This is a genomic window from Rhizobium laguerreae (genome assembly GCF_002008165.1).
Lineage (GTDB): Bacteria > Pseudomonadota > Alphaproteobacteria > Rhizobiales > Rhizobiaceae > Rhizobium > Rhizobium laguerreae.
In genome coordinates this window covers 16,713-40,047 of record NZ_MRDM01000002.1, presented here as the reverse complement: position 1 = coordinate 40,047, position 23,335 = coordinate 16,713, and the positions used below count along the sequence as shown (strand labels likewise).

Genomic DNA, 23,335 nt, shown 5'->3' with positions numbered 1-23,335 from the left:
TACTGCGGTGAACGTCCCTTCGCTCAACTTGGCCCTTGGTCGATCACAAAGGCTGCACCAGCAGACCTGCCGCCAAGGCATGAAATGCCTCGACCGCCTTTGGCATCACGCTCTGCGGATCTTCGCTGGCGGCGATCCAGAGGGCGGCATTGAGAGCCGCGCCGCTCAGCAACCGGGCGGCCGCCTCTGCGTCAAGCGGCTTGAGGATGCCTTGGGCGATCAGGTGCTCCACAGTGCTCTTCGTCACCTGCAGGCAACTGTTCTGGCTCGGCCACTGCGAGGGATCGCCCAGCACCGCCGGACCGTCGAGCAGAACGATGCGCTGGACCTCGGGATTGAGCGCCATCTCGATATAGGCCGCACCCTCGGCAAGCAGGCCCTGCCAATCGCTCCCCGCACGCGCCCCGATCTCCTGCGCGCGCACGGCCATCTCCGTGTCGATCTGATCGACGACCGCCGCCAGCAGGCCGCGCTTGTCTCCGAAATTGTGGTAGAGCGCGCCGCGTGTCAGACCGACGTCAGCGGTCAATTCGTCCATCGATGCTGCGGAATACCCCTTTTCCGCAAAGGTCTTGCGCGCCGCCGCGATCAGCTTGACGCGATTTTCCTGCATCGTTTCGCTGCGTTTCCTTGCCATGCAATCCCTCAATTTCATATACGAAGCGTATATGGACTTGACATACGATGCGTATCTCATACATTTCATATACGAACCGTATACCAAATTGGGCGCGAGATGTGAAGCGATACGCCGCGCTCAACGGTCGTTGTCAACAATGAAGAGAGATCAGAATGACAAAACGCGAAGCAATCTTTCCGGCCGACAGGCACGCTCTTTACGAGAAGCACGGATACTCCGCCGCGATCCGATCCGGTGATCTGCTGTTTGTGTCCGGACAGGTCGGCAGCCGTTCGGACGGGACTCCCGAACCCGATTTCGAAAGCCAGGTGCGGCTCGCCTTTGAAAACCTGAAGGCGACGCTGAGTGCCGCCGGCGCAACGCTGGATGACATCGTCGACGTCACCAGCTTCCACACCGACCCCGAAAGCCAGTTCGGAACGATCATGGCGGTCAAGCAGGAGATGTTCAGCAAGCCACCCTACCCGAACTGGACGGCCATCGGCGTCAACTGGCTCGCCGGCTTCGACTTCGAGATCAAGGTCATCGCCCGTATTCCGTGAAGTCACTGACATTGCCGGGGCCGCATCCGTCACCGCACGACCTGCCTGCAGGAGAGCGGCCCCGCGCTGCCCCTCTTGGATATAACAAAACACAACTCTAGGAGTTATAGGATGGGCCTACACCGAGGCCCTTCCTCAAGGCGCCCGTGGGATCGTCGGTTACCCCACACCGTAACTTTCTGCTTACATTGCCCCGGCGCCGCAGAGAATAACCCGCAGCGCGCCACTTTCCCATATATTTAGAAAAATCAACTACATAATCTCGCGGAACAAAGATCTCTCCTGCGTGTTCTGACCGCATGGATCTCATCTGATCCGGAAATGGAAGAAACGCATATGAACAAGATCGTCTTCGCGGCGGCAATTCTGGGCGCGTCTGCCATTGCAGCCTTTGCCCAAACCACACCGGCTCCATCCAAGGATGGAAATACACCTGCGGTTGCAACCCCGGACACCAAAAATCCGACCGCGCCCGTTGAGGGCGCCAACAGCTTTACCGAAACTCAGGCTAAGGATCGCATTGCGGAAGCGGGTTACACCGACGTCAAGGATCTCAAGCTCGACGACAAGGGGATCTGGATGGCCTCGGCATCAAGGACGGGAAAGCCGTCTCCGTTGCTCTCGATTATCAGGGCAACATCGTCGCCAAGTAACCCAAGGAGAAGCATGATGAGAACTGTAACCGGACTTTTCGACGACCACTCGGACGCTCGCTCCGCCGTCACCAAATTGGAAGCGGCAGGCTTTCCCTCAAACGACATCAGTATCGTCTCCAACAAGGCTGGCCGCGTCCATCGCGACTCTGACGTTGGCAAGGATGCCGCGACCGGCGCCGTCATCGGCGCTGCCGTCGGTGGCGCCGGCGGCCTGCTCACCGGACTGGGCCTGATGGCCATTCCCGGTGTCGGGCCGGTGGTTGCCGAAGGCTGGCTGGCCGTGACTGCGGCCGGGGCTGTCGCCGGCGCCGTCACCGGCGGTGCGGTTGGTGGCCTGATCGGCGCCCTCACTGACTCCGGCGTTTCGGAAGACGATGCCCACCTCTATGCCGAAGGTGTCCGCCGCGGCGGCAGCCTGGTCACGGCCAAGGTCGACGACGCCCGCGCCTCCGAGGCGCAGGCTATTCTCCAGGGGTCAAACTGCGTCGACCCGGTCGAACGTCGGCGTGCCTATAAGGAGCAGGGCTGGACCCACTTCGACGACACGCTCGATCCATACGCCCCCGAGCAGATCGCACAGGAGCGCGACCGGTATCCGCGGACAGGCATTTAATCGAGTTCAACCGTCCTTGCACGTCGCAAGGAGGGTTGAAGCGTTGATCTCACGCAGAGCGGCGGATACCAATCCGCTCAGTTTCCGCTGGCCAATCGTCACGCGTCGCAACTGGCTCAGGTGGTCTTGAGCGTGCCGTTCATCCCTTCCGGATAGAAGCCGCCCTTGCTCACTCCGTCCTTGTCAGTGAGGTAGACGATCCGGAGCACCTCCTGCGGCGTTCTGGTGAACGCGATCGCATCGGGCGTCGAGGGAACGATGTTGGCTTTTCCGTCCCCCTGGATCCCCTGGTCCTTATCGTCTGATCCGTCGATTTTGTCTCGGGCATCGGAGACCGCGTTGGCGGCCTTCCAGGCTTCCTCTCCCTTTCGGTATAGCGTAGATCGCGCCATTCCCATGTGATAGGCCTCGACCGCCAGGATGCCTGCGGCAGCGGCGAGGAAGTCCTTGTTTTTCAGAACTGTCGCCGCACCGGCATAGGCGGTGACGCCGACATCCTCGAACACCATCCCGCCGAGAACGAAGTTCGTCTCGTTGCCGAAAGGGTCGAAGTCCGGCCCGAGGCCCGCCGCTTCCGCGACGGCTTTGAAGCCCGCACCGAAATCGATGGCCGGCCTGTCAACCGCGTTGGTTCCAAGCGTCTTGCGGTAGAAGCGGACGTGCGCGAGTTCGTTTTCCGCGACTTCCTGCATGAATTTGCCGATGGCGGGCGTCTCGAACGAGACTTGCTTTCCACCAACGACGTCGCCGGATTTCGAACCGGCATCGGCTGCGTCGATGCCCATTCCGGTGGTGCCGCGGAGGTAGTATTCAGCCTCCATATATTCGAGGTTGAGCGCAAAGCGGAAAATGTCCTCGTCCGATATGTCCTGTGCCAATACCGGCGAAGGCCGCGCAATTCCGCTGAGTGCCGCTCCGGCACCGAGTACGATAAGTCCCTGAAGCGACTGACGCCGGGATAGGTCAAGTGGGGCCTGCATGGCGATCTCCTATGTTTGTTGATTCAGCACCGCTGTCAGCACCGCGGCACAGAATGCGTTTGCCTGACGATTAGATGATCCGGGCGGCCAAAATATTCCCGTGTCCCGCTACCAGGGCCCTGCGAAAGGAGCCGGCGTAATCTCGGCGTGGACGGCGTCTAGAATGCTGCAATCCAACCCGGAAAGGCTCTAGGTGCGGTCAGTCGCCGCGTTCAACAGCTGCGTATCCTTTCGAACCAGGCGAATTGAGAGCCGATCGAGGACTGATTGCGCGAGGCGGTCACAACGAGCGCCAGCGAAGAGAAACGTATCCGTGAACACGGCGGCGAGCTTGTCCCGCAGCGCTTCGCGGAGCAGCCGGCGTGCGCGATAAAGACGGGTGCTCACTGTCTGAGGTCGCAATGCCAAAAGAAAAGCCGTTTCCTCAATGCTCATTTCCTCGACATCCCGCATGACAAAGACGATGCGAAAGGGCTCTGGCAAGTCACCGACGGCTCGCTCCAGCAGGCCGCGGATTTCAGCGAGAGCGGCCGCCTCTTCGGGATCAGGCTTGTGTGCGCTGAACGGAGCGACCATGCCTTCGATGGCTTTCGCGTCTACGGTGGGTCGCCTTTTCCGGCGGCGTCCCAGCGCCTCGTTCAGCGCGATCCGGGTGAGCCAGGTCGACAGCCGCGCCTCCGCGCGGAATTCGGCCAGATGGGTGAAGGCGTGGATATAGGTCTCCTGAAGTACGTCCTCCGCCTCGATGTCGTCATTCAGGACGGCGCGGGCGACCCTGTGAAGCCGCAGATTGTGACGCTTGATGATTAGCCAGAATGCGGCGGGGTCAAGCTGTCGCGCGTGTTCAACCAGCCCCGCGTCGTCAAGGTCCTCGATCCTCACTGCCTCGGTGGATCCGCTCGGCTTCATCGTAGGCGCTCCAGATGCATCAGCTTACTATGAGATAAGCGTTTTCCGGCTTTTCGATCTGCGGCTAGGTGGAGACTTGGGACTCTACCGGACCAGAGGTCTGCTGACCAAGTAAATCGGACTTGTTGCGGAGCAGTTCTATCTTCCGGTTCTGGCGCAACTGAAACTTCCAGCGTGGTCGCCGGCGATGCATGCTTTCAGGAAGCGGCAAAGATAATCTCTACGGCCGGCATGAGGGTGCAAAGCAGCCTTATCCTTCGATAACCAAAAAGGTCCGCAGCCCAGGCCTCGAGCCTGGGATTCACGCGCCGCCGATGGAGGGCAGCATGGATCCTCCGGTCGACGGAGTTTGCGGAAATTTGCCGCCTTCCTCACCGCGCCGAATTGCTCGTCTCTTCGCTGACGCCGACCCGGTGGCGATACACCATTTCCCAGCCTTTCCAGCCGTTGAACAACAGCAGCGCAACGGCGATCAAAGACAGCGCCAGGCCGGTCGGCACGATGAAATCAGGGCCCTGTACGACCCGCCGCCAAAGGCTGACGGCCTCGATCAGAACGAGGACGATGTTGCCGATCATGTGGAGCCAGGCAGCCCGCAAGCTGCGGATGCGGCTATCGCCGAAGAAATCGGTCAATCCGGCGAGTGCTGCCAGGGCTGCCATGACGAGGCCGGCCGTCAGCATCCAGTTCGACGCCGCCGGCCAGAACGGGTCGTCGGATTGGCTGTGGAGGATATCGGTGACGAGCGTTCCGACAAAGAAAGCGACCGGGAACGGGATCAACATCGGATGGATCGGATGGCCGGCAATGTTCAACGTGCTTTTCGGGTTCATGTGCTCGCTCCGACGTGCTCGGCTTATGTGCTGTGAAAACAAGCAGCGGCATGTTCGGTTCCCGGTGCGTCGGGGACGAAGACAATTTCGAGCTGTTGGGAAGCAGGTTTGCGAAGGCTTCAGGTTTTCCAGGGCTTCTCTGACAACAAACTTTGAGATCACGGCTGAGCGTGATCGTCACGGCTGAGCGTGATCGTGATCACGGCTGAGCGTGACGTCCTTCTGCTTGATCATGTCAATCCCGGAGGCAGCTTCCGGGCTCCCGCGCGACGATGGCATGCTCTCTGCCTGGGCGCTCGACGAGGAAAACCACCTCAGGTTCCGGCCCCTCGATCAGCCGCTCGTATTCCTGCTCGGGTACGCCATAGCAGCCGCCGGCGATCTCGATCAGCTTGTTGCGGTCCGTGATGCGGACGTTGCCGCGTGTCGATTTGATGGCGTGCATGCCTTCGAGAATGTGCAGTTCATCGGTGACGCCCGCCCGCCTGACGCCCAGCATCAGCGCCAGGAATTCGTGGGTCAGTGGCAGATCATTGCCGTCTATGCGGTCGTGACACATGAGCAGCCAGCGGGCCAGCCGCTGATGCATGTTGAACTTTGCCGCAGCCAGCGCGCTGTGGGCAAGCTGCAGCTCGCAGGTATGCACATAGCGCAGCAGCAATTGCCGCACGCAGGGGTGCTCGAGGATCGGAAGAAAATCCTCGGTGGCCACCTGAAGCCCGAAGCCCGCCACCTGCATGAAGGTCTTGTTCGGCGTTCGGTCGACACCGAGGACGACAGGGTAGCCGGCGATGCCCTCGCGTCCGATGTGGCGGATTTCAACGCTTTTGCCGTCAGCGCTTTCCGCAACCATCGAGGCGAGGCCGCTTTCAAGAAAACAGACATGCTCGATCGGCTTGCGCGGTCGCACAAGCGAATGTTTCACAGGAAGTTCGATAGGATCGAGGAACGGCGCGAGAAGCTGGAAGGCATCCTCCGGAAATTGCCGCAACAACCTGTTTCTCACCTGCCTCTGCAGCAATTCTGTCATGACGTCGCACCACCCATTCAATGGTCAACGCGACGCTATGTCTTTCGTTCGAGTGCCTCACGCTCTGTACGGTTTTGACAATTCCAACGACCGGTCAGGCGTTTGCGCGAGGGTGCTAATCCAGGCGGATAGCGGACCGGAAGGGAACGGTTGCGACCAACGAGCCGTCTTCCGTCATAATCTCGAAAGTGTCTCCGTTTGCCCGACTGCCCATGCGGATTCTTTCCGCGACGATATCGCGGGCGGCAGCGGTTGCTTCCTCGAACGCCAGCTCGGGTGTGGCTAGGTCTATGCCTTCCGGATCTTCCTCGAAGACATCGTTCCTGCGGACGTGGAAAAAATACTTTGGCAAGCTGTATTCCTCCATCAATAAAAGGACCCCTAACTTCGCGCAAGACCAGTTGTTCCCGCGATTCTCGCAGCAACGGGGCTGGCCATGCGTGTACGGGAGCGGGTCGCACAAAAGGGACGGAAGCGTGGAACGATCGAATTTTGAACAGAAGGCCGCGCAGAGCGTTACCGAAGGCGTTAGGTGCAGGAAACACACAAAAACCTTGCCTCTGCGCGGCTAAACCCTGGGAAGGGGTGGATCGCAAGAGTGTAGGGGCGGCCGAGGCTCGCAGACTGGGTCTCTTTCTCCCGCGAATCGACTTCCAAACCGCGCGCGCGATAGCAGTTCCAGTACCATTCCTGACAAACCATCGGCGGTGCGGTGGTGCCACAGGTGTTTATTCAACTACAAATTTCCTTCTTTCATTTTGCTCCAAAACATAAATTGACTCTGATTTCGAGTGATATTCCGTATCATGCTATTGGGCCGTTCAGCGATCATTGCTTGCCCCAAGCATTGCGTCTCCTGTACGTTGGGCGGCCCCTGACGATTGCTAATGCGATCAGTCATACCAATCATTCCGCTGCTTCGGACTCCACGCCCGTGCAGGGCCTCTAAGCGGTCGTGAGAACGCGTACATCTCCCTTGCGCCCTACGACGTCTACGACGACCTGTCGGCCGGACCGGCGAATGGTGACGTCAGCCGAACCGGAGCCAACCATAAGATGCCGCAAAGTGATCTCATCCAGGAATGCCGGCAGGCGCGGCTGGTTAAAGCTGATCTGCGAGGCGTTCGGGTCGAAATCCAGACCGAGGCACGATTGCAGTAACGACAAAGGCGCTGACGCGGCCCAGGCCTGCGGAGAGCACGCCACGGGATAGAAGGTCGGTCCATGCGACCGCCGTTGGGAAAAACCGCAGAACAGCTCGGGAAGGCCGCGTAATTCGATATAGGTCGAGGCTGCGAACAGGCCTTCAAAGATTTGCGCTGCCGCTGCCTTGAAGCCGTAGCGCGCAAGCCCCATGGCGATCAGACTATTGTCGTGCGGCCAGATCGAGCCGTTGTGGTAGCTCATCGGGTTGTAGCGCGCCTCGGTGGCGGGAATGGTGCGAATGCCCCAGCCGCAGAAGGACGAGGCGTTCATCAAGGTGTGCGCCACTTGTTCAGCTCTTGCGGGGTAGGCAATGCCGGTCATGAGAGCGTGGCCGGCATTCGAAGAGCGAACCCGACAGGCTCGCTTGTCTCCGTCCAGCGCCAGCACGAACGTACCGAGTTCCTCGTCGAAGAAACGGACGTCGAAAGCACGCCGCAGCCCTTCTGCCTTCGCCAGCAATTTCGCCGCGCGCTCGGGCCGGTCGAGTTGGCGGAATATCTCCGCGCCCGCTTGCCACGCGCCATAGACATAGGCCTGTACCTCGGCAATCGCGATCGGTCCCCTGGCGAGTGTCCCGTCCTCATGAAAGACCGAATCGTGGCTGTCCTTCCAGGCCTGGTTGATCAGGCCCTCCACGGTCTGGCGCCCGTATTCGACGAAGCCGTCACCGTCGCGGTCGCCATATTCGTCGATCCAGGTCAGCGCCGCCTCGATATGCGGCAGAAGCTGATGAAGCGTCGCCGTGTCGCCGGTGCGGTCCAGGTAGCTCCCCGCAAGCATGACAAACAGCGGGGTCGAATCGACGCTGCCGTAGTAACGGCGGAACGGAACTTCCCCCAGCTCGGCCATTTCACCGAAGCGAACCTCATGGAGGATCTTGCCGGGTTCGGCATCCGAAGCGGGATTGATATCGGTCGCCTGGTTGGCGGCGAGATGGCGAAGCACCCCCTTTGCGATGGCGGGATCCAGCCAGAGCGTCTGCAGCGCGGTGATGATCGCGTCGCGGCCGAACACCGTGCTGAACCACGGCGTACCGGCATAGGGGTACGGCCCTTCAGGCGTGTCTGTTATCAACATGTAAAGGTCGGACACGCTTCGCCGCGCAAGCTGGTTGAAGATCTGATTGGAACTTGAAACCGAAGCCGCCCTTGCCATCGACGATCGCAATGCCCGTCGAGCATCGCGCATGGCCAGGAAAAAGCCGTTGACGCGGCGATCCTTGTCCGAACGGTCGCAGTCGATCTCGATGAAGATCGAGCGGCTGCCGCGCGCGCTCAAGTGGAGGTCGTAAACCGCCAGATTCGGTGCGAGTTCATCGGGAGCCGTATCGAACGAGACCCGGGTTGTCCGTGTTTTTTCATCGAGGCCGATATAGGAAAGAAGGACGCTTCCATCTTCGATGACGGCCGGCAGGCTACGGCCTCTTTTTGCCCGCACGGTGCCGCGCACTTCGAAGAGGTCAGCAAAGTCCGAAAAGAATTGGAGCTTCATCCGCAGGTGATGATCGCTGTCGTCATAGTTCTTCACTGCCAGGCGCTCATAACAACGCCCCGCCCATAGAAAGCGTGTCCGTCGAATATGGATGAGATCATGCTCGAGGCGCAGCTTTCCATCTTTGCCAAGGAAGTCCGGGTTCGTCAGATCGCAGGTGAGCGTGGCGTTGTCGTCGCGCATTGTCGACGACAGGAGCATCGGACGCCGATCCTCGAGCGTCAGGTAGAGATGCGAAAGATATCGCGTGTCGCGGTGAAAAAGCCCGTCGGGACTTCCTGGTCCGGAAAGAGCATCGCCATTGTGATCGAAGACCGCGAATGTATCGCCGTGCTTTAATGTACGTGGTTGCCGCTCCTGCAGCGACGCGGCAGCGGGAATGAAGAATTGCGCAATCGGCGCCACTTGCTTCGTTGCTGCGCGATTTGAGTTGCCGCCTGCAGATGTCGTCACATGTCGCCTCCGTTTTTTTACGCCACAACCTGGTCAATGGATATCGGGCGGTTCGCGCGCCGGCGCTGCGGGGCTTTTGCGCGCAATCCATGCAGCTGGCCGTAGACCGCAAGATAGTCTCTTGCCATGCGTCCCGCAGTAAAGCGTCTCTCGAAGTTCGCCCGCACCTTGCGCCGATCAAGCTGCAGTGCCCATTCGATGTTCTCGACAGCTTCGGCAACGGTATCGACCAAAATTCCCGAGATGCCGTCGTCGATCACCTCCGGGACCGAGCCGCTGCGGAAGGCAAGAACCGGTGTGCCGCAGGCCATCGCCTCGATCATCACAAGCCCGAAGGGCTCAGGCCAGTCGATCGGGAAAAGCAACGCGCCGGCATTGCCCAGGAAGCCCGCCTTCTGGCGATCGTTGATCTCGCCGATGAACTCAACATTCGGATGGCTCATCACCATCGGCCGAATTACCGTTTCCCAATAATGTTTGTCGACGTTGTCGATCTTGGCTGCGATCCTCAGCGGCATGCCGACCTTGGCCGCGATTTCAATCGCCCGGTCAGGTCGCTTTTCCGGAGCGATCCGTCCGAGGAACGCGAGGTAACCGCCCGCCGGCTTTTCCGTGAAAGGTAGGAGGCTAGCGGGAAGGCCGTGATAGACTGTCCCCAACCAGTTGACCGGCGGCATCGGGTGGCGCTGGTCATTGGAGATCGATACCAGGGGAATATCTGGAAACGCCTTGTAGAAAGGCCAGAGATCGGGCAGGTCGAGCCGCCCATGCAGCGTCGTGACGGTGCGGTCGGCAAAATATCGGGTCAGCGGGAAATGCAGAAGATCGACGTGGAAATGCAGGACATCGAATTCGTGCGCGCGCCTGCGGATTTCCTCAAGCATCAGGATCTGATGCGGCAGGTGGTCCTTGATGGCGGGATTTAGCCTCAGGGCAGTGTTCGAGCACGGCACGAGGCGGGCATCTGTAACGGAATCGCCGCTGGCAAACAGCGTCACATCGTGGCCTTGGGCCACCAGTTCTTCGGTAAGGTACGAAACAATCCGCTCGGTTCCCCCGTATAATTTCGGCGGAACACTTTCTGCAAGCGGGGCAATCTGAGCGATCTTCATCGGCAAAATCTCCTCAGGTGAGCAGAGAGTCGACCGCAAAAATCGGAGCCGCATACTTCAAGGCATGCGGCAGTTGAATCCTAGCTTTTGCAACGGCTGCTGTTTCCTGCGTGCTCCTTTCCAGTAAGACTTCCTCGTCCAATCAAGATTGAACTTTGCCGAACTCAGCGAGCGTGTTTTGGTTCCGGCTGCGGCGATCACCTTCGGTACTAGATACCTGAGACATTTCGATCGCTGACCCGCCGCAGGTGCAGGGGCACGTCTTCTATGTCGGCGAGCTTGCCATGCTTTTTGAGAAAGCGACTGAAATTCGCTGCGACGACCGACGCGGGTAGTTGCCGATTGGCTGCTTTCCGGCAGGCGTCCAACATCACCTCATAGGTGACATCGCGTTTCTCCTGTGGCCATTCGTCGAGAAAATCAAAGACATCGTCAAGCCCGGTGATCTCCTGCACGAAGTACTTCCGTTGCGCGTAAATCGGGTGTTCAAAAGTATCGAGTGCCATCGTTTACCTCCTTCCATGGCGTGAGTGCCGCTGATTTAGGCAACGGAATTCTGCTCTTCAAGATCGCGGATTGGCTGAAATCATCGCCGGGATGGCTTGACGCCAGGATGCATGTCCTCGTGCGTGATCATCCGGAGCGGGTGACGGACTGCCCGGTGAATAGCTTCTTCGAATCGATCGGGCGTAGATGGTTTGGAAAGCCAGATTGCCGCTCCCCACCCGTCACCTTACCAATCCGTAAGTTGTCGCCAAGCCTTCCTCTCGGCTAGATCTCGCCCCAGGCATGGCGGGAATGATCGGGCTGATGCGAATCCTGCTTATCGAGGACGATACCAAGACGTCCGATTATATTGCCAAGGGCTTTTCCGAGGCCGGGCATGTCTGCGACGTGGTCGGAGATGGCCGCGATGGGCTGTTTCAGGCGCAGCGCGAGGCCTATGACGTCATCGTCGTCGATCGCATGCTGCCGGGTCTCGATGGCCTGGCGATCGTACGTTCACTTCGGGCTGCCAAGATCGGCACATCGGCGCTGTTCCTGACCTCGATCGGCGGCGTCGACGATCGGGTCGAGGGGCTGGAGGCTGGCGGCGACGACTATCTCGTCAAGCCCTTTGCCTTTTCCGAACTCATGGCCCGCGTCAATGCGCTTGGCCGGCGCCCGCCGGTGCAGGAGCAGCGGACGGTGCTGAAGGTTGCCGATCTCGAGCTCGATCTGATCCGGCGGGAGGCCCGCCGCGCCGGCCAGGTGATCGAGCTGCAGCCGCGCGAATTCACCCTGCTCGAGGTGCTGATGCGCGGCGAAGGCCGGGTCATCACCAAGACGATGCTGCTGGAGCGGGTCTGGGATTTCCACTTCGATCCGAAGACCAGCGTCGTCGAGACCCATATCAGCCGGCTGAGAGCCAAGGTCGACAAGCCGTTCCAGGTCCAGCTTCTGCATACGGTCCGCAACACCGGATACAGCCTGCATGCGCCTCGCTAGAACAGGAAAATCTCAAATCCTGTTCGCAATTTAAGAGTAAGAGCATGATGTCGTCCGAAAACCGCGCACATTTTTCGGCATCATGCTCGAGCCTGCGCAGGAGCACGCCGTTCCGGCTTGCCGTGACCTTCGGCGTGCTCTTCGTCGTCACCTTCATCCTGAGCGGCGCGATCATCTACCACATGCTGCGCCTCGGCCTTGAGCGGGATCTCGAACAGTCGCTGAACGAGATGAATTCGCTCATCGTCTCGACCTACAATCCCGGTGACACCGAGGATCTGATCAACACACTGAACAATTATGCGAGCTTCCAGTCGACCTCCGATGGGCTCTATTCGCTGACGGATGCAGGCGGGCGCAAACTCGCCGGCAATTTCGCCGCACCCCGCATCCCGAACGGCATCTATACCGTCACCTCCAGGGATGTCGGGCTGAAGGGGCATGAACGCTACCGGATGCAGGTCTCGACCATCGGTCCCTACAGCCTGGTGGTGGCGGAAAATTTCAACGATGTCGACGAGATGCTGCGGATCGTGCTGGTCAGCTTCGAATGGGCCGCCGCGATCGTCGTCGCGACCGCGATCGGCGGCGGCGTCTTTCTCGCCGTTCGCGCCCAGGCGCGGCTGGACAGGGTCGCCCTCACCATGAACGACGTCTCCCACGGCGCGCTCGACGCCCGCATTGCCATCACCGGCAACGGCGACGATCTCGATACGGTGGCGATCCAGATCAACGCGGCGCTGGAGCGGCTGCAGAGATTGGTCGAGAGCATGCGGCAGGTGAGCGCCGATATCGCCCACGATCTGAAGACGCCTCTGAACAGGCTGCGCCTGACGCTGGATGCAGCGGTAGCCGGAAACGACCAGCAGGCGGATGTTTCGGCGCTGCTTGACGAAGCAAGACACGAGAGCGACCGGATCAACGCCACGTTCGAGGCGCTGCTGCGCATTTCCCAGATCGAGGCCGGCGCGCGCAAGGAGCGTTTTCAGGCCATCGATATCGACGCCGTGCTTGCGGTGATTTCCGAGGTCTATGGCGATGTCGCCGAAGACGCGCTGATGGCGCTTGATATCGCGGAGCGCTGTCCCGCGCTCATCCGGGGCGACCGTGATCTGCTGACGCAGATGATCGCCAACCTGGTGGAAAACGCGATCAACCACTGCCCGGCCGGAACCGGCATCACCATTTCGCTGCGCTGCCAGGGCGGCCGCGCCATCATTGCGGTCGCCGATAGCGGCCCCGGCATTCCCGCCGATGAAAGGGACAAGGTCTTCCGGCGTCTCTACCGGCTCGACAAGAGCCGCGCGACGCCCGGAAGCGGCCTCGGGCTCAGCCTCGTCAAGGCGATCGCCGACCTGCATTCGGCTGAGATCACCATGGCCGACAATCATCCCGGCCTCATCGTTTCGATCGCCTTCCCTCTCACTTCGGCAGTTGGTCCCAACCTCCCATCCGCCATGCCGCGAGCCGGCTGAAGCGGGCGGCAAAGCGGCGCAGCTCGGCGGCAGTGCGATATGGCAGCACGCTCCACGGCCGGCGGCGGCCCAGCCGGTAGGTCGAAAGCGCTGCCTGAATCTGCGAGCAGGGATCGACCCTTTGGCTGACCGGCAGCGGATCGACGAAGCAGGCGCTCAGCCCATCATCGAACTCCAGATCGAAGGCGAGATCATAAGGCAGGCGCATGGGGACAAGCACGCCGGCAATCCAGCCCGCCGCCTTGCGGTTGATGAGATAGGCGCCGGACCCCTTCTCGCGGGTGAGCGCAATGGCGAGCGAGCGCGACGCGGTCAGCGGCTCCACCTTGTGCTTTCGCCCGGAATTGACGGTCGACAGGCGCAGGATGTCCCAGCGCGCACCGTGATCGAGGGCGGCATCGAGCAGCTCGGCCAGATCGTCATCGAAATCGAGATCGTCTTCCAGAATGAGCGCGAACTCGGCATGGCTGGCGAGGAACCGCTTGGCGCATTCGACGTGGCTTAGATAACAGCCGATCTCGAAAGGGTTCGGCCGCCGGCCGTGGCGGCTGAGATAGGCAGCTTCGTCAAAGCCCGGATGCGGCAGGCTCAGCCCCGCCCCATCGACCGCCGCCACCCGCTCGAAGGCAAGGCCGAAGCTTGCCAGCAGGCGCTCCATTCGAAACCTGCGCAATGGCGCACGGTCGAGATTGATCAGGTAGGTGTTCACCCGCAGGCTGACCGGATGAAGGGCCGGCATAAGGGCGGCAGGTGCGGCGCGCATGTTCATGAAAGAGCTGACCTTCGACTTGGCAATGATGGCGCCAAGCCTGCGCTCCAAACCTCACGGGGACCTCGCCCGAACTATACATTTTGGTAAAGTGCAGCGGTCGAACGGCCAGCGCGGCAATCTTACGGATTGGTATGTTCCCGGCAAAGTGCGCGTAACAATTTCGCGCTACCAGCGTCGTGCGGCATGCAGTGGACGCCTCCCTTCCCGCGATCGAAACGACAACCCCGCGCCTTCGATGACGACAGCGACCACTGCGTGCCGCGCCGGAGGGGCCTTGGCTTGAGCAACCTTTTCAGTGCCCCCGTTCAGAGATCGCCGCCTGCCCCTCAACCGGCTGCCGCCACCTTCTCCCCGCAGGCGGGGCGAAGGCACATTCCGCAACGTCTCCGTTCCCACCTCGCTCTTGCGTGGCACGTCCGCTCTCCCGTCTTTACGGGGGTCCGCAGGACGGGTCGAGACGAGTGGCTCGACCCCGGCAAGGTTAGGGTGAGGGGCAGTCCTCGCCGTGAACCGTATAGCGCGGGAGTTCGGGCTTTCGCCGCTATTGCTTGCGGCGATCATCGAGGTCGATGCGTTGAAGGTCGGCGACGCTTACCATGTTGAGCTGTTAATGCGGTTGAAAATTGATCAGAGGTAGGCACAGTCGGTCGCATCAGAAGCCGACACACATCCTCGAACAGTCTTCGGAATGGGAAAATCTTGGCCGAGAATGATTATGATGCGTTCGCGGTGGCTTATGACGCCGATAACGAGGTCAATGCCTGGAATGCCTATTACGAGCGGCCGGCCATTCTTGCCCTGGTTGGCGATGTCGCGGGGCTTTCCGTGCTCGATGCGGGATGCGGAGGCGGGGCGCATGCGGCAGCGCTGCTCGAGCGCGGGGCTGTTGTGACCGGGATCGACGCCAGTGCCGGCATGCTTGAAATCGCGCATCGTCGCCTGGAAGGGCGCGCGCGCCTGCTAACGGCGGATCTCAACGAAGCATTGCCCTTTGCGGACAAAGCTTTCGATCTGATCCTTGCCTCGCTCGTCATGCATTATCTGCCCGACTGGTCGAGGCCCCTTTCGGAATTCAACCGGCTGCTGCCCGAAGGCGGACGCCTGGTCTTTTCCACCCACCATCCCTTCATGGATCACGCCTCGACCGGCCGCGACGATTATTTCGAGACCTACAGCTTCGATGAGACCTGGCAGTGCGGCGGCAAGGATATCGCCATGCGCTTCTGGCACCGGCCGCTGCATGCCATGTTCGACGCGCTGAAATCGGCCGGATTTCAGATCGACATCGTCAGCGAGCCCCAGCCCGATCCTCGCGCCCGGACGCTTTTTCCGCAGGCCTATCAGAGCCTGACGACCAAGCCGCGATTCCTGTTCTTTTCAGTGGTGAAAGCATGACGACGGGTAGACATCGTTTTTCGCCTCCTGCGCGGTCGTGCTTCATTGCGACCACACACCACGCCGCGTCCGAGTAACGAGCGAGTTCCGGTCGTTTGCCGAAATTGCGCCGGCCGGACCCCTGAAAGGATGAAGAGCCGTCGGCGAAGACCTGGTGTATGCTAGGCGACGGGATCCGTCACACGTGAGGATCGTCAGGGTCCGTTCGCCAGCAACTGCCACCTTTATCCTCAACGACAAGGTTGTCGTCGACCTGGAAGGCGAGACGCTCCGTCTTGAGAACGGCGATGCAATCGCCCTCAGGCCGCAGGCCTTTGCGGTCCTTCGCCACCTCGTCCAGAACGCAAACAGGCTGGTCAGCAAGGCCGAGTTGCTCGAAGCCGTCTGGGGAGGTGCCGCCGTTACCGACGACAGTCTCGTTCAATGCATCCACGAGATCCGGCGAGCGCTCGGCGACGAGCGGTATGCGGTCTTGGCCACCGTCTCGCGGCGGGGCTACCGCCTGTCCCTGGAGCGTAGCGACGAGAGTGCGCTCGGCGGCCCTTCGATCGCCGTGCTGCCGTTCGCCACCATGCGCGACGAGCCCAATGACTACTTCGCCGATGGCCTGGTCGAGGACATCATCACCAACCTCTCGAAGATCCCGGGTCTGTTCGTCATCGCACGCAATTCCTCCTTCGGCTTCAGGGGCGAGAAAGCCGATCTGCGCACAATTGCCGCCGAACTACACGTTCGCTACCTGCTGCAGGGCAGCTTGCGGCAGTCCGGGGGGAGGCTGAGGATCAATGCCCAGCTTGTCGACGGCGCATCGGCCACCAATGTCTGGGCCGACAGGTTCGAGGGCGCGGCAACGGACGTGTTCGATCTCCAGGATCGGTTGACTGAACAGATCGTGGGCTCGATCGAACCGAGTGTCCGCCGTGCGGAGATCGAGCGTGCGCACCGCAAGCGGCCCGAAAGTCTGGACGCCTACGATCTCTACCTTCGGGCGCTGCCACACGCCCACGCGAACACGCCCGTCGAGACGGACAAGGCCCTGCAATTGCTGGCGCGCTCGATCGAGCTTCAGCCCGACTATGTCGCTGCGCATGGCTATGCCGCATGGTGTTACGAGCAGCGCTACCTGCGCAACGGGTTGGATCCCGCAGACAAGGCGACCGCACTCAGCCACGCCGACATTGCGTTAGGCATCAACAGCGACGACCCGCAGGCGATGAGCATCGGCGCGTTCGTCCGCGCCAACCTCACCCGGGACTACGACGCCGCCGTCGAGGTGCTCGACCGGGCTCTCGCATTGAACAACAATTCGGCCCTGGCCTTTGGCTTCAGCGCTTTGGTCAGTGCCCACAGCGAGCGACACCAGCGGGCGGTGGAACATGCGCACAAGGCGCTGCGGCTGAGCCCGCTCGACGATCCGCTGAGCTACCATCCCTACTGCGCACTCGCCCTGACCCACCTCTTTGCCGGCGCCTTCGCCGACGCAGCCAGATACTCCGCTCTGGCGGTCCGGGCAAATCCCGGCTTCAGCATCCCGTACGCCTATCTGGCGGCCAGCCACGTCGGCCTTGGCAATGTCGAAGCCGCGCACTCTGCGGCACGACGACTGATGGAGGTGGCGCCGAATTTCTCGGTCGGCGGCTACGTGCGAACGAACCTGTTTCAGCCGTACTTGATGGACGCGCTGGCAGCGGCCTTGCGAACGGCAGGGCTTCCCGAATGAGGCCGGCCAGCGGCGACCAAACCGCGCGTCAGATGCGGCGCTGTCACAAGCCGCCGGTCCCCAGATCATATCCGTTGGAGGAATAGACCAGTCGAGCCGCGATGCGAACAACATCTGCGTCGTGAAACGTCCATGACGCATCCCCTGCCTTGGTCGGCGTCGAGGAATTCGCGGGCGACCATATCAGCAAACGATTTTCTAATTCGAAACAGGGTCGGGCAAAGATGCCGATCGGGGAAATATCGTCATTTGATCGGAGTCCGTTCGTTACATGCGGCAGGACCTCGCTCACAATTGCCGGCAGATTTGCGACCTGCCGCCCCCGGAACACAAAAGATGAATCGCGCTTTGTATTTCTCAGCTATCCTGTCGACGCTGTCTTGCTGGAATGGCGCTACCGCCCACGACACCGAGTCGGGATGGATCTATCCACCCGCTTGCTGCCGAGGGGACAAAGAACGAGGCGATTGCCACGAAATTCCGAGTACCAGCGTGAGCACCGGTTCTGACGGTTTCAGAGTGCTGCTCAATCCGGGCGACCATCACCTCGTCACAAAGCAACACTTCTTCCGAATTCCGTATGGTGACACCATTCCGTCCGGAGACAGTCATTTTCACATTTGCTTGCACCCAACCGAAGACCACGCGAACTGCTTCTTTGCCCCTCCTTACGGATCTTGATTTGCAAGGCATAGGAGGCGCCGCCTGCGAGCGGGATGCAGACAGTCAGCTCATTGTTGGAGGCACCACAAAGCAGCCAGTGGGTTGGACGACCTCACCGGTGCGCTCACCCATGCGCTCCGTCTTGACCCCCAAGCAGAGCGGTCCTACAAGACAGACCATGGCAACACACCTCTGATTGGCCGCGCCTTGCGGCCTTGAGCGAAGCGCAGTCCTGCACGACACCGCGGGGCGGCTTCCCCTTGCCAAGCCAAAATCAGAGATTTTCCAATGCCCACGCTCTACCTCACTTGCGGTCTTCCCGGTTCGGGGAAGACGTCGCTCGCCAAGATCATCGAACACGAAGCATCTGCCCTCCGTCTGACCGGAGACGACTGGATGCACAGGCTTTACCCCGGCATCTCCACGCCGGAAGCCGAAACCGGTCCGTGCCGAGGCAGAGTCGAGAGCCTGCAATGGCAGATCGCTCTGCGTGCCATCAGGCTTCAGTGTAACGTTGTCGTGGATTGGGGTGTGTGGTCACGGGCAGAACGTGATACCTGCCGGGAAGAAGCTCGCGCAGCTGGTGCCCGCGTCGTCCTCTGCTTCCTCGACGTTCCCTTTGATGCGCTTTGGGACCGAGTCTGCCGGCGAAACGCCGCGCTTCCTGCCGGCACGTTCGACATCTCGCGGGCGGACCTGCTTAGGTGGTCAAAGCTGTTCGAGCCGCCAACCGCCGAGGAGTTGGCGCTTTACGATCGGCAAACCCATCCAGCCATCACCGCCCTTGAATGAAGCGCCACAGCGCCAGGGTATTCTCAGTCGACGCCGTAGCGGGTCCGAGCCGGCTCGCTCGTGAGGACGGCCCGCCTTCTTCCCCGAGGCGCCGGAGCATGAGACGGTGGCGGAGCTGTTCCTGCCGTTGAAATAGCACCGCCGGACGGCGGCTTGCCCCTTCCGATCGTCGGAAGCGGACAGGCCGTTATCCACCCCTAAGCGGGCTTTTTCGTTATCGAAGGATAAGGCTGCTTTGCGCCCTCATGTCAGCCATTGAGGAGGCCTTTGCCACTGCCCAAATGTAGACGTCGCCGATGGCGAAACTGTAAGTCGCGGTTGCGCCAATTGTAGCCGTTCGCTTGCCTTCGCTGGAACGACTGCTTCCGCCACCTGTATCAACCTTTTAGCTCTACCTCATATGGGGCAGCGCTCGTCAGCCAAGCCACCGGACAATTTCGTAGGCCGGCATCGGGCGATGGAAGCCTTTCACTCAATTCGCCAACTGTAGCGGCTTCGACCAACGGTTCCACTGCGCCGAAGACTCGTTGGCTGACGAGGATCTGACGTGATTTGGCCTGTTCGCACAATCGGGCGGCATGGTTGGGGATGGTGCCGATGACCGCATAATCCGAGCGCTGGCCGAAGCCGATTTGCCCGATGGTTGCATGGCCACGGGCGATGCCGATGCCGAAACCAAGCAAATAGCCACGTTTGCGCCATTGTTCCAAATGCTCGTCAATGGCATCGCGCATCCCCGTGGCCATGGAGACGGCTTTTTCCGTGTGGTCAGCGCAGGGCAAAGGATCGTTGAAGACGACAAGTAGACCATCACCGACAAAACGCTCCAAAGTCCCTCCGTAGCGAATGATTAGCTCTCCTAGACAGGAATGGTACTCGCTGAGGACTGTCATCACCTCTTCGGGCTCGGTGGTCTCAGCGAAGGCCGTAAAGCCGCGCAGATCGCAGAAAACGACTGTCACCTCGCGCCGGTGGCTTTGAAGAAGCGTGTCGCCATCCCCCGCTGCGACGATAAGGTCGGCGACCTGCGCCGGCAAAAATCGCCTGAGCCGGCCCATTCGCTCGATTTCCGTTACCTGCTCAGCCACCGTTTGTTCAAGGGAACGATTCCATGCCGCCAATTGGGCGGCCTGATCCTCCAGGCGCAGTGCCTGGCTCTCGACCGTGTCGTGAAGCGCCTTTTGGCGCAGCATCGAGCGCACACGGGCGACCAGCGCCCTGTGCTCAAAGGGTTTGGTCAGATAGTCGTCGCCGCCGGCGTCCAATCCTTCGATCACGTCCCGCGTATCGGCCTTCGCTGTGACAAGGATGACCGGGATCGATCGAAGGGAGGCGTCCTGCTTAAGCGTGCGAACAACGCTGATGCCATCGAGTTTAGGCATCATGATGTCGAGGAGGATAAGATCCGGCTTGAACTCACGCACCTTCACAAGCCCTTCTTCGCCATCCGCGGCAGTCATCACTTGATAGCCGTTCGCTTCAAGGCGAAGGCGCAAGATTTCGAGATTTTCCGGAGTATCGTCGACGGCAAGAATGCGTGGCGGATCGTGCAATGTCCCATCTCCTCACGCAAGAAATGCGCGAATCTTGGCCAGCAGCACACGCGGGCTGAACGGCTTTGCAAGGTAGCCATCGCATCCCGCGGCAAGCGCTTTCGCCTCATCGCCAGACAATGCATAGGAGGTGACGGCAATGATTGGAATGTGCCGGAGTGCCGGGTCGGCCTTGATACGGCGGGCAGCTTCATAGCCGTCTATCACCGGAAGCTGAATGTCCATGAGGATCAAGTTTGGATTCTCAGCTGCTGCGGCGGCGACACCTGCGGCACCGTCGGCGGCCTCTATCAGTTCGTATTCGGTGGTGGACAAGAGATCGCGGATAATCTGGCGGTTGTCCTCGGTGTCTTCCACCATCAGGATTCGTTTGCTCATGCCGCCTCCGCGCTTTCCTCTACCCGCATCGGGATCTTCAAGCGGAATGCCGAGCCTGAATCGAGAACCGACTCGACCTCTATGGTTCCGCCATGCATTTCAACGATACGTTTCGAGATCGCCAAGCCGAGACCGGTGCCGCCCTTCTGCTTGGTACTGCTGCTGTCGACCTGCTGGAATTCTTCGAAGATGAGCGCCTGGTCCTTAGACGCAATGCCGGGACCTGTGTCGCGCACTGTGATCTCGAAGTGTCCATCGACCGCATCGGCAAGAATGTCGATCGCACCCGTTTCGGTAAACTTGACGGCATTGCCTGCAAGATTGAGGAGGACCTGGGTCAAGCGGCGTTCGTCCCCGCGTCCGATTGGCAGTTTCTCGGCAACAGTCGCCGTGAGCATGAGACCTTTCGCTCGCGCCAGCGGCTCCACCGCCGTCACAGTCGATTGAACAATCTGCCCAACGGAGTATTCCTCGAGCGCAAGCGTTAGCTGGCCCGCTTCGATCTTTGAAAGATCGAGCACGTCGTTGATGAGCCCCAATAGGTGGTGGCCGTTAGCTTGTACGCGCGCCACGGTAGCCTTCGCCTTGTCCGGGAGCTCGCCGTAGATCCCGTCGACCAATAGCTCGGTGAAGCCCAAGACGGAATTGAGCGGTGTCCTGAGCTCATGGCTCATATTCGCGAGGAACTGAGACTTGTGGCGGCTGGCTGCTTCGAGCTCCCTGCCTTTTTCCTCAATCTCGCGGAACAGCTTCGCGTTTTGGATGGCGAGCACTGATTGGGCTGCGAAGGTTTCTATGAGGTGCACGACCTGTTCGTCGAATTCACCTGGCCTACGGCGCCTGACGACAAGCGCACCGACGATCTTGTCCGGCCTGAGCAATGGAACCACGAGGACGCCACGATATCCGGCGTCGAGGACGATCTTCTGTACGGAAGACGGCGTTTGTTCGTTGAGATCAGGTACTTGGATCGGCGTGCGACGCCGTGCGGCGTCGCCGATACCCGGGTCATTCAGCCCTATCGGCTGGTTGGAAATTGCGGCAATTAGCTCGTTGCTCATCCCAAAAGTCGCGCGGAGGCGGAATTGTTGGCTCGTGCTGCTGAACACATAGATGGTGCCCGCATCGGTGTTCGACAGTTGAACCGCCTTCGCTACGATCGTCTGCAGCACAGTATCAAGATCGAGCGTCGAATTCACAGCCTTACTGACTTCCCCGAGCGCCTCCAGTTCGCCAACCGAGCGCGCAAGCTCGGCCGTGCGCGCCTGCACCTCTTGATATAGCCGCCCCAGTTGCTCGGACGTCTGGTTGACATTTCTGGCAAGCACACCAAGCTCATCCCGGTTGACGACGGCAACCTGTTGCGCAAAATCGCCGGCCGCGATCTGGCGCAGACGCATCTCGATCTTCTTTACCGGCTCGATCAATGACCAAGAGATAATGTAGCCGAGCCCGAGTGCCAGCAGGATGCTGCCCACCGCAAAGGAGACCACGATCAGTCGCGACGTCCCGTACGCGCCTTCGGTCGCCTCGATTGCCGCCACCATGTCGGATTCCGCAATGTTGACCAGTTGGTTGGCCAGCCGCTCGAGACGGTCGGACGACGGTATGATCTCATCGAGCTGCATCCTGCGCGCCTCGTCGGTTCGTCCGGCGCGGATCAGCTCGACGACACGTGTAACCTTCGCGGTAATCTGGTTGTATTGTTGCCGGACCTGGCCCAACACTTGCTCCTCACTTGCAGCGACAAACTCCATGCGGTCGAGGTCGTAGCCAAACTGGTTGAGCTGGCGCAATGCTGCATCGAGCATCCTTTCGTCCTGAAGCAAAAGCGCAGTCGAGATGCTGTAGAGTTGGTTCGTCGTGTCGTGCTGAACCTGGCGATAGGCGGCAATCTTGCGCTGCAGCTTGATCAGCTCGGTCGTCTGAGCATTGACCCCACTCAGCACCTGCAACCCGACGGCCCCAAGCACGATCAGCAGTCCGACGATCGACAGGAACGCGATCAACAGCTTGGTCTGGACGCGCGCCGGGAGCCGCGCAACCCAGCCGATCAGCCAGCTTGCTACGTTACTTGGCTTCGTCCATGAGGCTAAGAAGATCACCACGGAATTCCTCCAAGTCGAAACCAGCGCCTAGATATTGAACGCGCAACATGCCATTCGGATCTACGAGCGACGTCAGCAGAGTGTGATCGACATCGCCATTCGCCGTCTTCTTCGCGATAACGCCGTATTTGCGTCCAACTTCATGGACAATCGCCGGATCGCCAGTCAGAAACGACCAGCCCTTTGAGTCGGCGTCGAAATTCCTGGCGTACTCCTTAAGCACCTCAGGGGTGTCGCGCTCCGGGTCGAAAGTGATCGAAACGAAATCGATCTCCTTTCCGAACGCCCGGCCCAGCTTGGCTTTCACGCGCACCATATTGTCGGTCAACATCGGGCAGATGTCGGAACAGGAAGCAAAGATGAACGCAACCGCGACCACCTTGCCGCGGAGGTCGTGCAACGAGACGGGTGTCAGATTCTGCGATGTCAGGGTGAAATCCGGCGCCGGTCCGATCATCGGCAGTCGCTGGTTGTGCGGCGCGTCATGCGCATGCGCCGTCCCGGAAAGCAGCGTCAATAACAGCAG

General features: G+C 60.4%; 21 protein-coding genes and 1 pseudogene. 8 read left to right on the top strand and 14 right to left on the bottom strand.

Annotated elements, in window-relative coordinates; genetic code table 11:
- Positions 1 to 43 precede the first annotated feature (43 nt).
- Positions 44 to 655 (bottom strand): TetR/AcrR family transcriptional regulator, encoded by a 612-nt coding sequence (locus BS630_RS00300; protein ID WP_077976264.1) that lies wholly within the window; start codon positions 653 to 655, stop codon positions 44 to 46.
- Positions 656 to 792: 137 nt separating this feature from the next.
- Here BS630_RS00300 and BS630_RS00295 point away from each other — a divergent pair, with 137 nt between their 5' ends.
- The 3 genes and pseudogenes from BS630_RS00295 to BS630_RS00285 all read left to right on the top strand — a co-directional run bounded on the left by BS630_RS00295 (position 793) and on the right by BS630_RS00285 (position 2,451).
- Complete coding sequence (locus BS630_RS00295) at positions 793 to 1,182, top strand: RidA family protein (RefSeq protein WP_077975738.1); 390 nt, start codon at positions 793 to 795, stop codon at positions 1,180 to 1,182.
- Between the two features lie 336 nt (positions 1,183 to 1,518).
- Positions 1,519 to 1,835, top strand: a pseudogene (locus BS630_RS00290) (PepSY domain-containing protein).
- Positions 1,836 to 1,851: 16 nt separating this feature from the next.
- Positions 1,852 to 2,451 carry a general stress protein gene (locus BS630_RS00285; RefSeq protein ID WP_077975737.1) on the top strand — a complete coding sequence of 200 codons (600 nt, stop codon included), beginning with the start codon at positions 1,852 to 1,854 and terminating at the stop codon, positions 2,449 to 2,451.
- 116 nt (positions 2,452 to 2,567) lie between these two features.
- Here BS630_RS00285 and BS630_RS00280 read toward each other — a convergent pair whose 3' ends face one another.
- The 8 genes from BS630_RS00280 to BS630_RS00245 form a co-directional block, all read right to left on the bottom strand.
- The gene (locus BS630_RS00280; RefSeq protein WP_143529383.1) at positions 2,568 to 3,431 is read right to left on the bottom strand and encodes a ferritin-like domain-containing protein; all 864 of its coding nucleotides are present in this window, start codon (positions 3,429 to 3,431) and stop codon (positions 2,568 to 2,570) included.
- 189 nt (positions 3,432 to 3,620) lie between these two features.
- The gene (locus tag BS630_RS00275; protein WP_077975736.1) at positions 3,621 to 4,340 is read right to left on the bottom strand and encodes an RNA polymerase sigma factor; all 720 of its coding nucleotides are present in this window, start codon (positions 4,338 to 4,340) and stop codon (positions 3,621 to 3,623) included.
- A gap of 371 nt (positions 4,341 to 4,711) precedes the next feature.
- Positions 4,712 to 5,173 (bottom strand): DUF2231 domain-containing protein, encoded by a 462-nt coding sequence (locus tag BS630_RS00270; protein ID WP_077975735.1) that lies wholly within the window; start codon positions 5,171 to 5,173, stop codon positions 4,712 to 4,714.
- Positions 5,174 to 5,408: 235 nt separating this feature from the next.
- Positions 5,409 to 6,203, bottom strand: coding sequence for a Crp/Fnr family transcriptional regulator (locus BS630_RS00265; RefSeq protein ID WP_077975734.1), 795 nt, complete (start codon positions 6,201 to 6,203; stop codon positions 5,409 to 5,411).
- A 115-nt stretch (positions 6,204 to 6,318) separates the two neighbouring features.
- Entirely contained in the window at positions 6,319 to 6,555 is a 237-nt protein-coding gene (locus BS630_RS00260) for a DUF6894 family protein (protein WP_077976262.1), read from the bottom strand.
- A 593-nt stretch (positions 6,556 to 7,148) separates the two neighbouring features.
- The gene (locus BS630_RS00255) at positions 7,149 to 9,353 is read right to left on the bottom strand and encodes an amylo-alpha-1,6-glucosidase (protein ID WP_077975733.1); all 2,205 of its coding nucleotides are present in this window, start codon (positions 9,351 to 9,353) and stop codon (positions 7,149 to 7,151) included.
- Between the two features lie 17 nt (positions 9,354 to 9,370).
- On the bottom strand, positions 9,371 to 10,465 hold the full coding sequence (locus tag BS630_RS00250) for a glycosyltransferase family 4 protein (RefSeq protein WP_077975732.1): 1,095 nt from the start codon (positions 10,463 to 10,465) through the stop codon (positions 9,371 to 9,373).
- A gap of 209 nt (positions 10,466 to 10,674) precedes the next feature.
- Positions 10,675 to 10,971 (bottom strand): DUF982 domain-containing protein, encoded by a 297-nt coding sequence (locus BS630_RS00245; RefSeq protein ID WP_077975731.1) that lies wholly within the window; start codon positions 10,969 to 10,971, stop codon positions 10,675 to 10,677.
- 304 nt (positions 10,972 to 11,275) lie between these two features.
- Between BS630_RS00245 and BS630_RS00240 the strand changes: the two genes are divergently transcribed.
- On the top strand, positions 11,276 to 11,953 hold the full coding sequence (locus BS630_RS00240) for a winged helix-turn-helix domain-containing protein (RefSeq protein ID WP_077976261.1): 678 nt from the start codon (positions 11,276 to 11,278) through the stop codon (positions 11,951 to 11,953).
- A 44-nt stretch (positions 11,954 to 11,997) separates the two neighbouring features.
- Positions 11,998 to 13,428 (top strand): sensor histidine kinase, encoded by a 1,431-nt coding sequence (locus BS630_RS00235; RefSeq protein WP_077975730.1) that lies wholly within the window; start codon positions 11,998 to 12,000, stop codon positions 13,426 to 13,428.
- Here BS630_RS00235 and BS630_RS00230 read toward each other — a convergent pair.
- Positions 13,376 to 14,197, bottom strand: coding sequence for a glycosyltransferase family 25 protein (locus BS630_RS00230; protein ID WP_077976260.1), 822 nt, complete (start codon positions 14,195 to 14,197; stop codon positions 13,376 to 13,378). The two genes, BS630_RS00235 and BS630_RS00230, sit on opposite strands and share 53 nt — an antisense overlap.
- A 702-nt stretch (positions 14,198 to 14,899) precedes the next feature.
- Here BS630_RS00230 and BS630_RS00225 point away from each other — a divergent pair.
- From BS630_RS00225 to BS630_RS00205, 3 genes are all read left to right on the top strand, one after another.
- Entirely contained in the window at positions 14,900 to 15,595 is a 696-nt protein-coding gene (locus BS630_RS00225; RefSeq protein WP_077975729.1) for a class I SAM-dependent methyltransferase, read from the top strand.
- 184 nt (positions 15,596 to 15,779) lie between these two features.
- Positions 15,780 to 17,315, top strand: a complete 1,536-nt coding sequence (locus tag BS630_RS00220; RefSeq protein WP_245310373.1) for a winged helix-turn-helix domain-containing protein — start codon at positions 15,780 to 15,782, stop codon at positions 17,313 to 17,315.
- Between the two features lie 951 nt (positions 17,316 to 18,266).
- Positions 18,267 to 18,770: a P-loop nucleotide/nucleoside kinase family protein gene (locus BS630_RS00205; protein WP_077975726.1), complete on the top strand. Its 504-nt coding sequence runs from the start codon at positions 18,267 to 18,269 to the stop codon at positions 18,768 to 18,770.
- 377 nt (positions 18,771 to 19,147) lie between these two features.
- On the opposite strand, the gene BS630_RS00200 is transcribed toward BS630_RS00205, so the two are convergent.
- Genes BS630_RS00200 through BS630_RS00185 form a run of 4 tightly spaced genes read right to left on the bottom strand, consistent with a single transcriptional unit; the run spans position 19,148 to position 23,326 of the window.
- Positions 19,148 to 20,323 carry a response regulator gene (locus tag BS630_RS00200; RefSeq protein WP_245310372.1) on the bottom strand — a complete coding sequence of 392 codons (1,176 nt, stop codon included), beginning with the start codon at positions 20,321 to 20,323 and terminating at the stop codon, positions 19,148 to 19,150.
- A gap of 12 nt (positions 20,324 to 20,335) precedes the next feature.
- Complete coding sequence (locus BS630_RS00195) at positions 20,336 to 20,683, bottom strand: response regulator (protein WP_245310371.1); 348 nt, start codon at positions 20,681 to 20,683, stop codon at positions 20,336 to 20,338.
- Positions 20,684 to 20,697: 14 nt separating this feature from the next.
- Positions 20,698 to 22,809 carry a sensor histidine kinase gene (locus tag BS630_RS00190; RefSeq protein WP_077975724.1) on the bottom strand — a complete coding sequence of 704 codons (2,112 nt, stop codon included), beginning with the start codon at positions 22,807 to 22,809 and terminating at the stop codon, positions 20,698 to 20,700.
- Complete coding sequence (locus BS630_RS00185) at positions 22,772 to 23,326, bottom strand: SCO family protein (RefSeq protein ID WP_158081394.1); 555 nt, start codon at positions 23,324 to 23,326, stop codon at positions 22,772 to 22,774. The genes BS630_RS00190 and BS630_RS00185 overlap by 38 nt, the downstream gene beginning before the upstream one ends.
- Positions 23,327 to 23,335 lie beyond the last annotated feature (9 nt).

What these genes read in the sequence shown, in the direction of transcription:
- BS630_RS00300 (WP_077976264.1), bottom strand. Translation starts at nt 655, where the DNA reads ATGAAATTGAGGGATTGCATGGCAAGGAAACGCAGCGAAACGATGCAG.
- BS630_RS00295 (WP_077975738.1), top strand. Translation starts at nt 793, where the DNA reads ATGACAAAACGCGAAGCAATCTTTCCGGCCGACAGGCACGCTCTTTAC.
- BS630_RS00285 (WP_077975737.1), top strand. Translation starts at nt 1,852, where the DNA reads ATGAGAACTGTAACCGGACTTTTCGACGACCACTCGGACGCTCGCTCC.
- BS630_RS00280 (WP_143529383.1), bottom strand. Translation starts at nt 3,431, where the DNA reads ATGCAGGCCCCACTTGACCTATCCCGGCGTCAGTCGCTTCAGGGACTT.
- BS630_RS00275 (WP_077975736.1), bottom strand. Translation starts at nt 4,340, where the DNA reads ATGAAGCCGAGCGGATCCACCGAGGCAGTGAGGATCGAGGACCTTGAC.
- BS630_RS00270 (WP_077975735.1), bottom strand. Translation starts at nt 5,173, where the DNA reads ATGAACCCGAAAAGCACGTTGAACATTGCCGGCCATCCGATCCATCCG.
- BS630_RS00265 (WP_077975734.1), bottom strand. Translation starts at nt 6,203, where the DNA reads ATGACAGAATTGCTGCAGAGGCAGGTGAGAAACAGGTTGTTGCGGCAA.
- BS630_RS00250 (WP_077975732.1), bottom strand. Translation starts at nt 10,465, where the DNA reads ATGAAGATCGCTCAGATTGCCCCGCTTGCAGAAAGTGTTCCGCCGAAA.
- BS630_RS00245 (WP_077975731.1), bottom strand. Translation starts at nt 10,971, where the DNA reads ATGGCACTCGATACTTTTGAACACCCGATTTACGCGCAACGGAAGTAC.
- BS630_RS00240 (WP_077976261.1), top strand. Translation starts at nt 11,276, where the DNA reads ATGCGAATCCTGCTTATCGAGGACGATACCAAGACGTCCGATTATATT.
- BS630_RS00235 (WP_077975730.1), top strand. Translation starts at nt 11,998, where the DNA reads ATGATGTCGTCCGAAAACCGCGCACATTTTTCGGCATCATGCTCGAGC.
- BS630_RS00230 (WP_077976260.1), bottom strand. Translation starts at nt 14,197, where the DNA reads ATGAACATGCGCGCCGCACCTGCCGCCCTTATGCCGGCCCTTCATCCG.
- BS630_RS00205 (WP_077975726.1), top strand. Translation starts at nt 18,267, where the DNA reads ATGCCCACGCTCTACCTCACTTGCGGTCTTCCCGGTTCGGGGAAGACG.
- BS630_RS00195 (WP_245310371.1), bottom strand. Translation starts at nt 20,683, where the DNA reads ATGGTGGAAGACACCGAGGACAACCGCCAGATTATCCGCGATCTCTTG.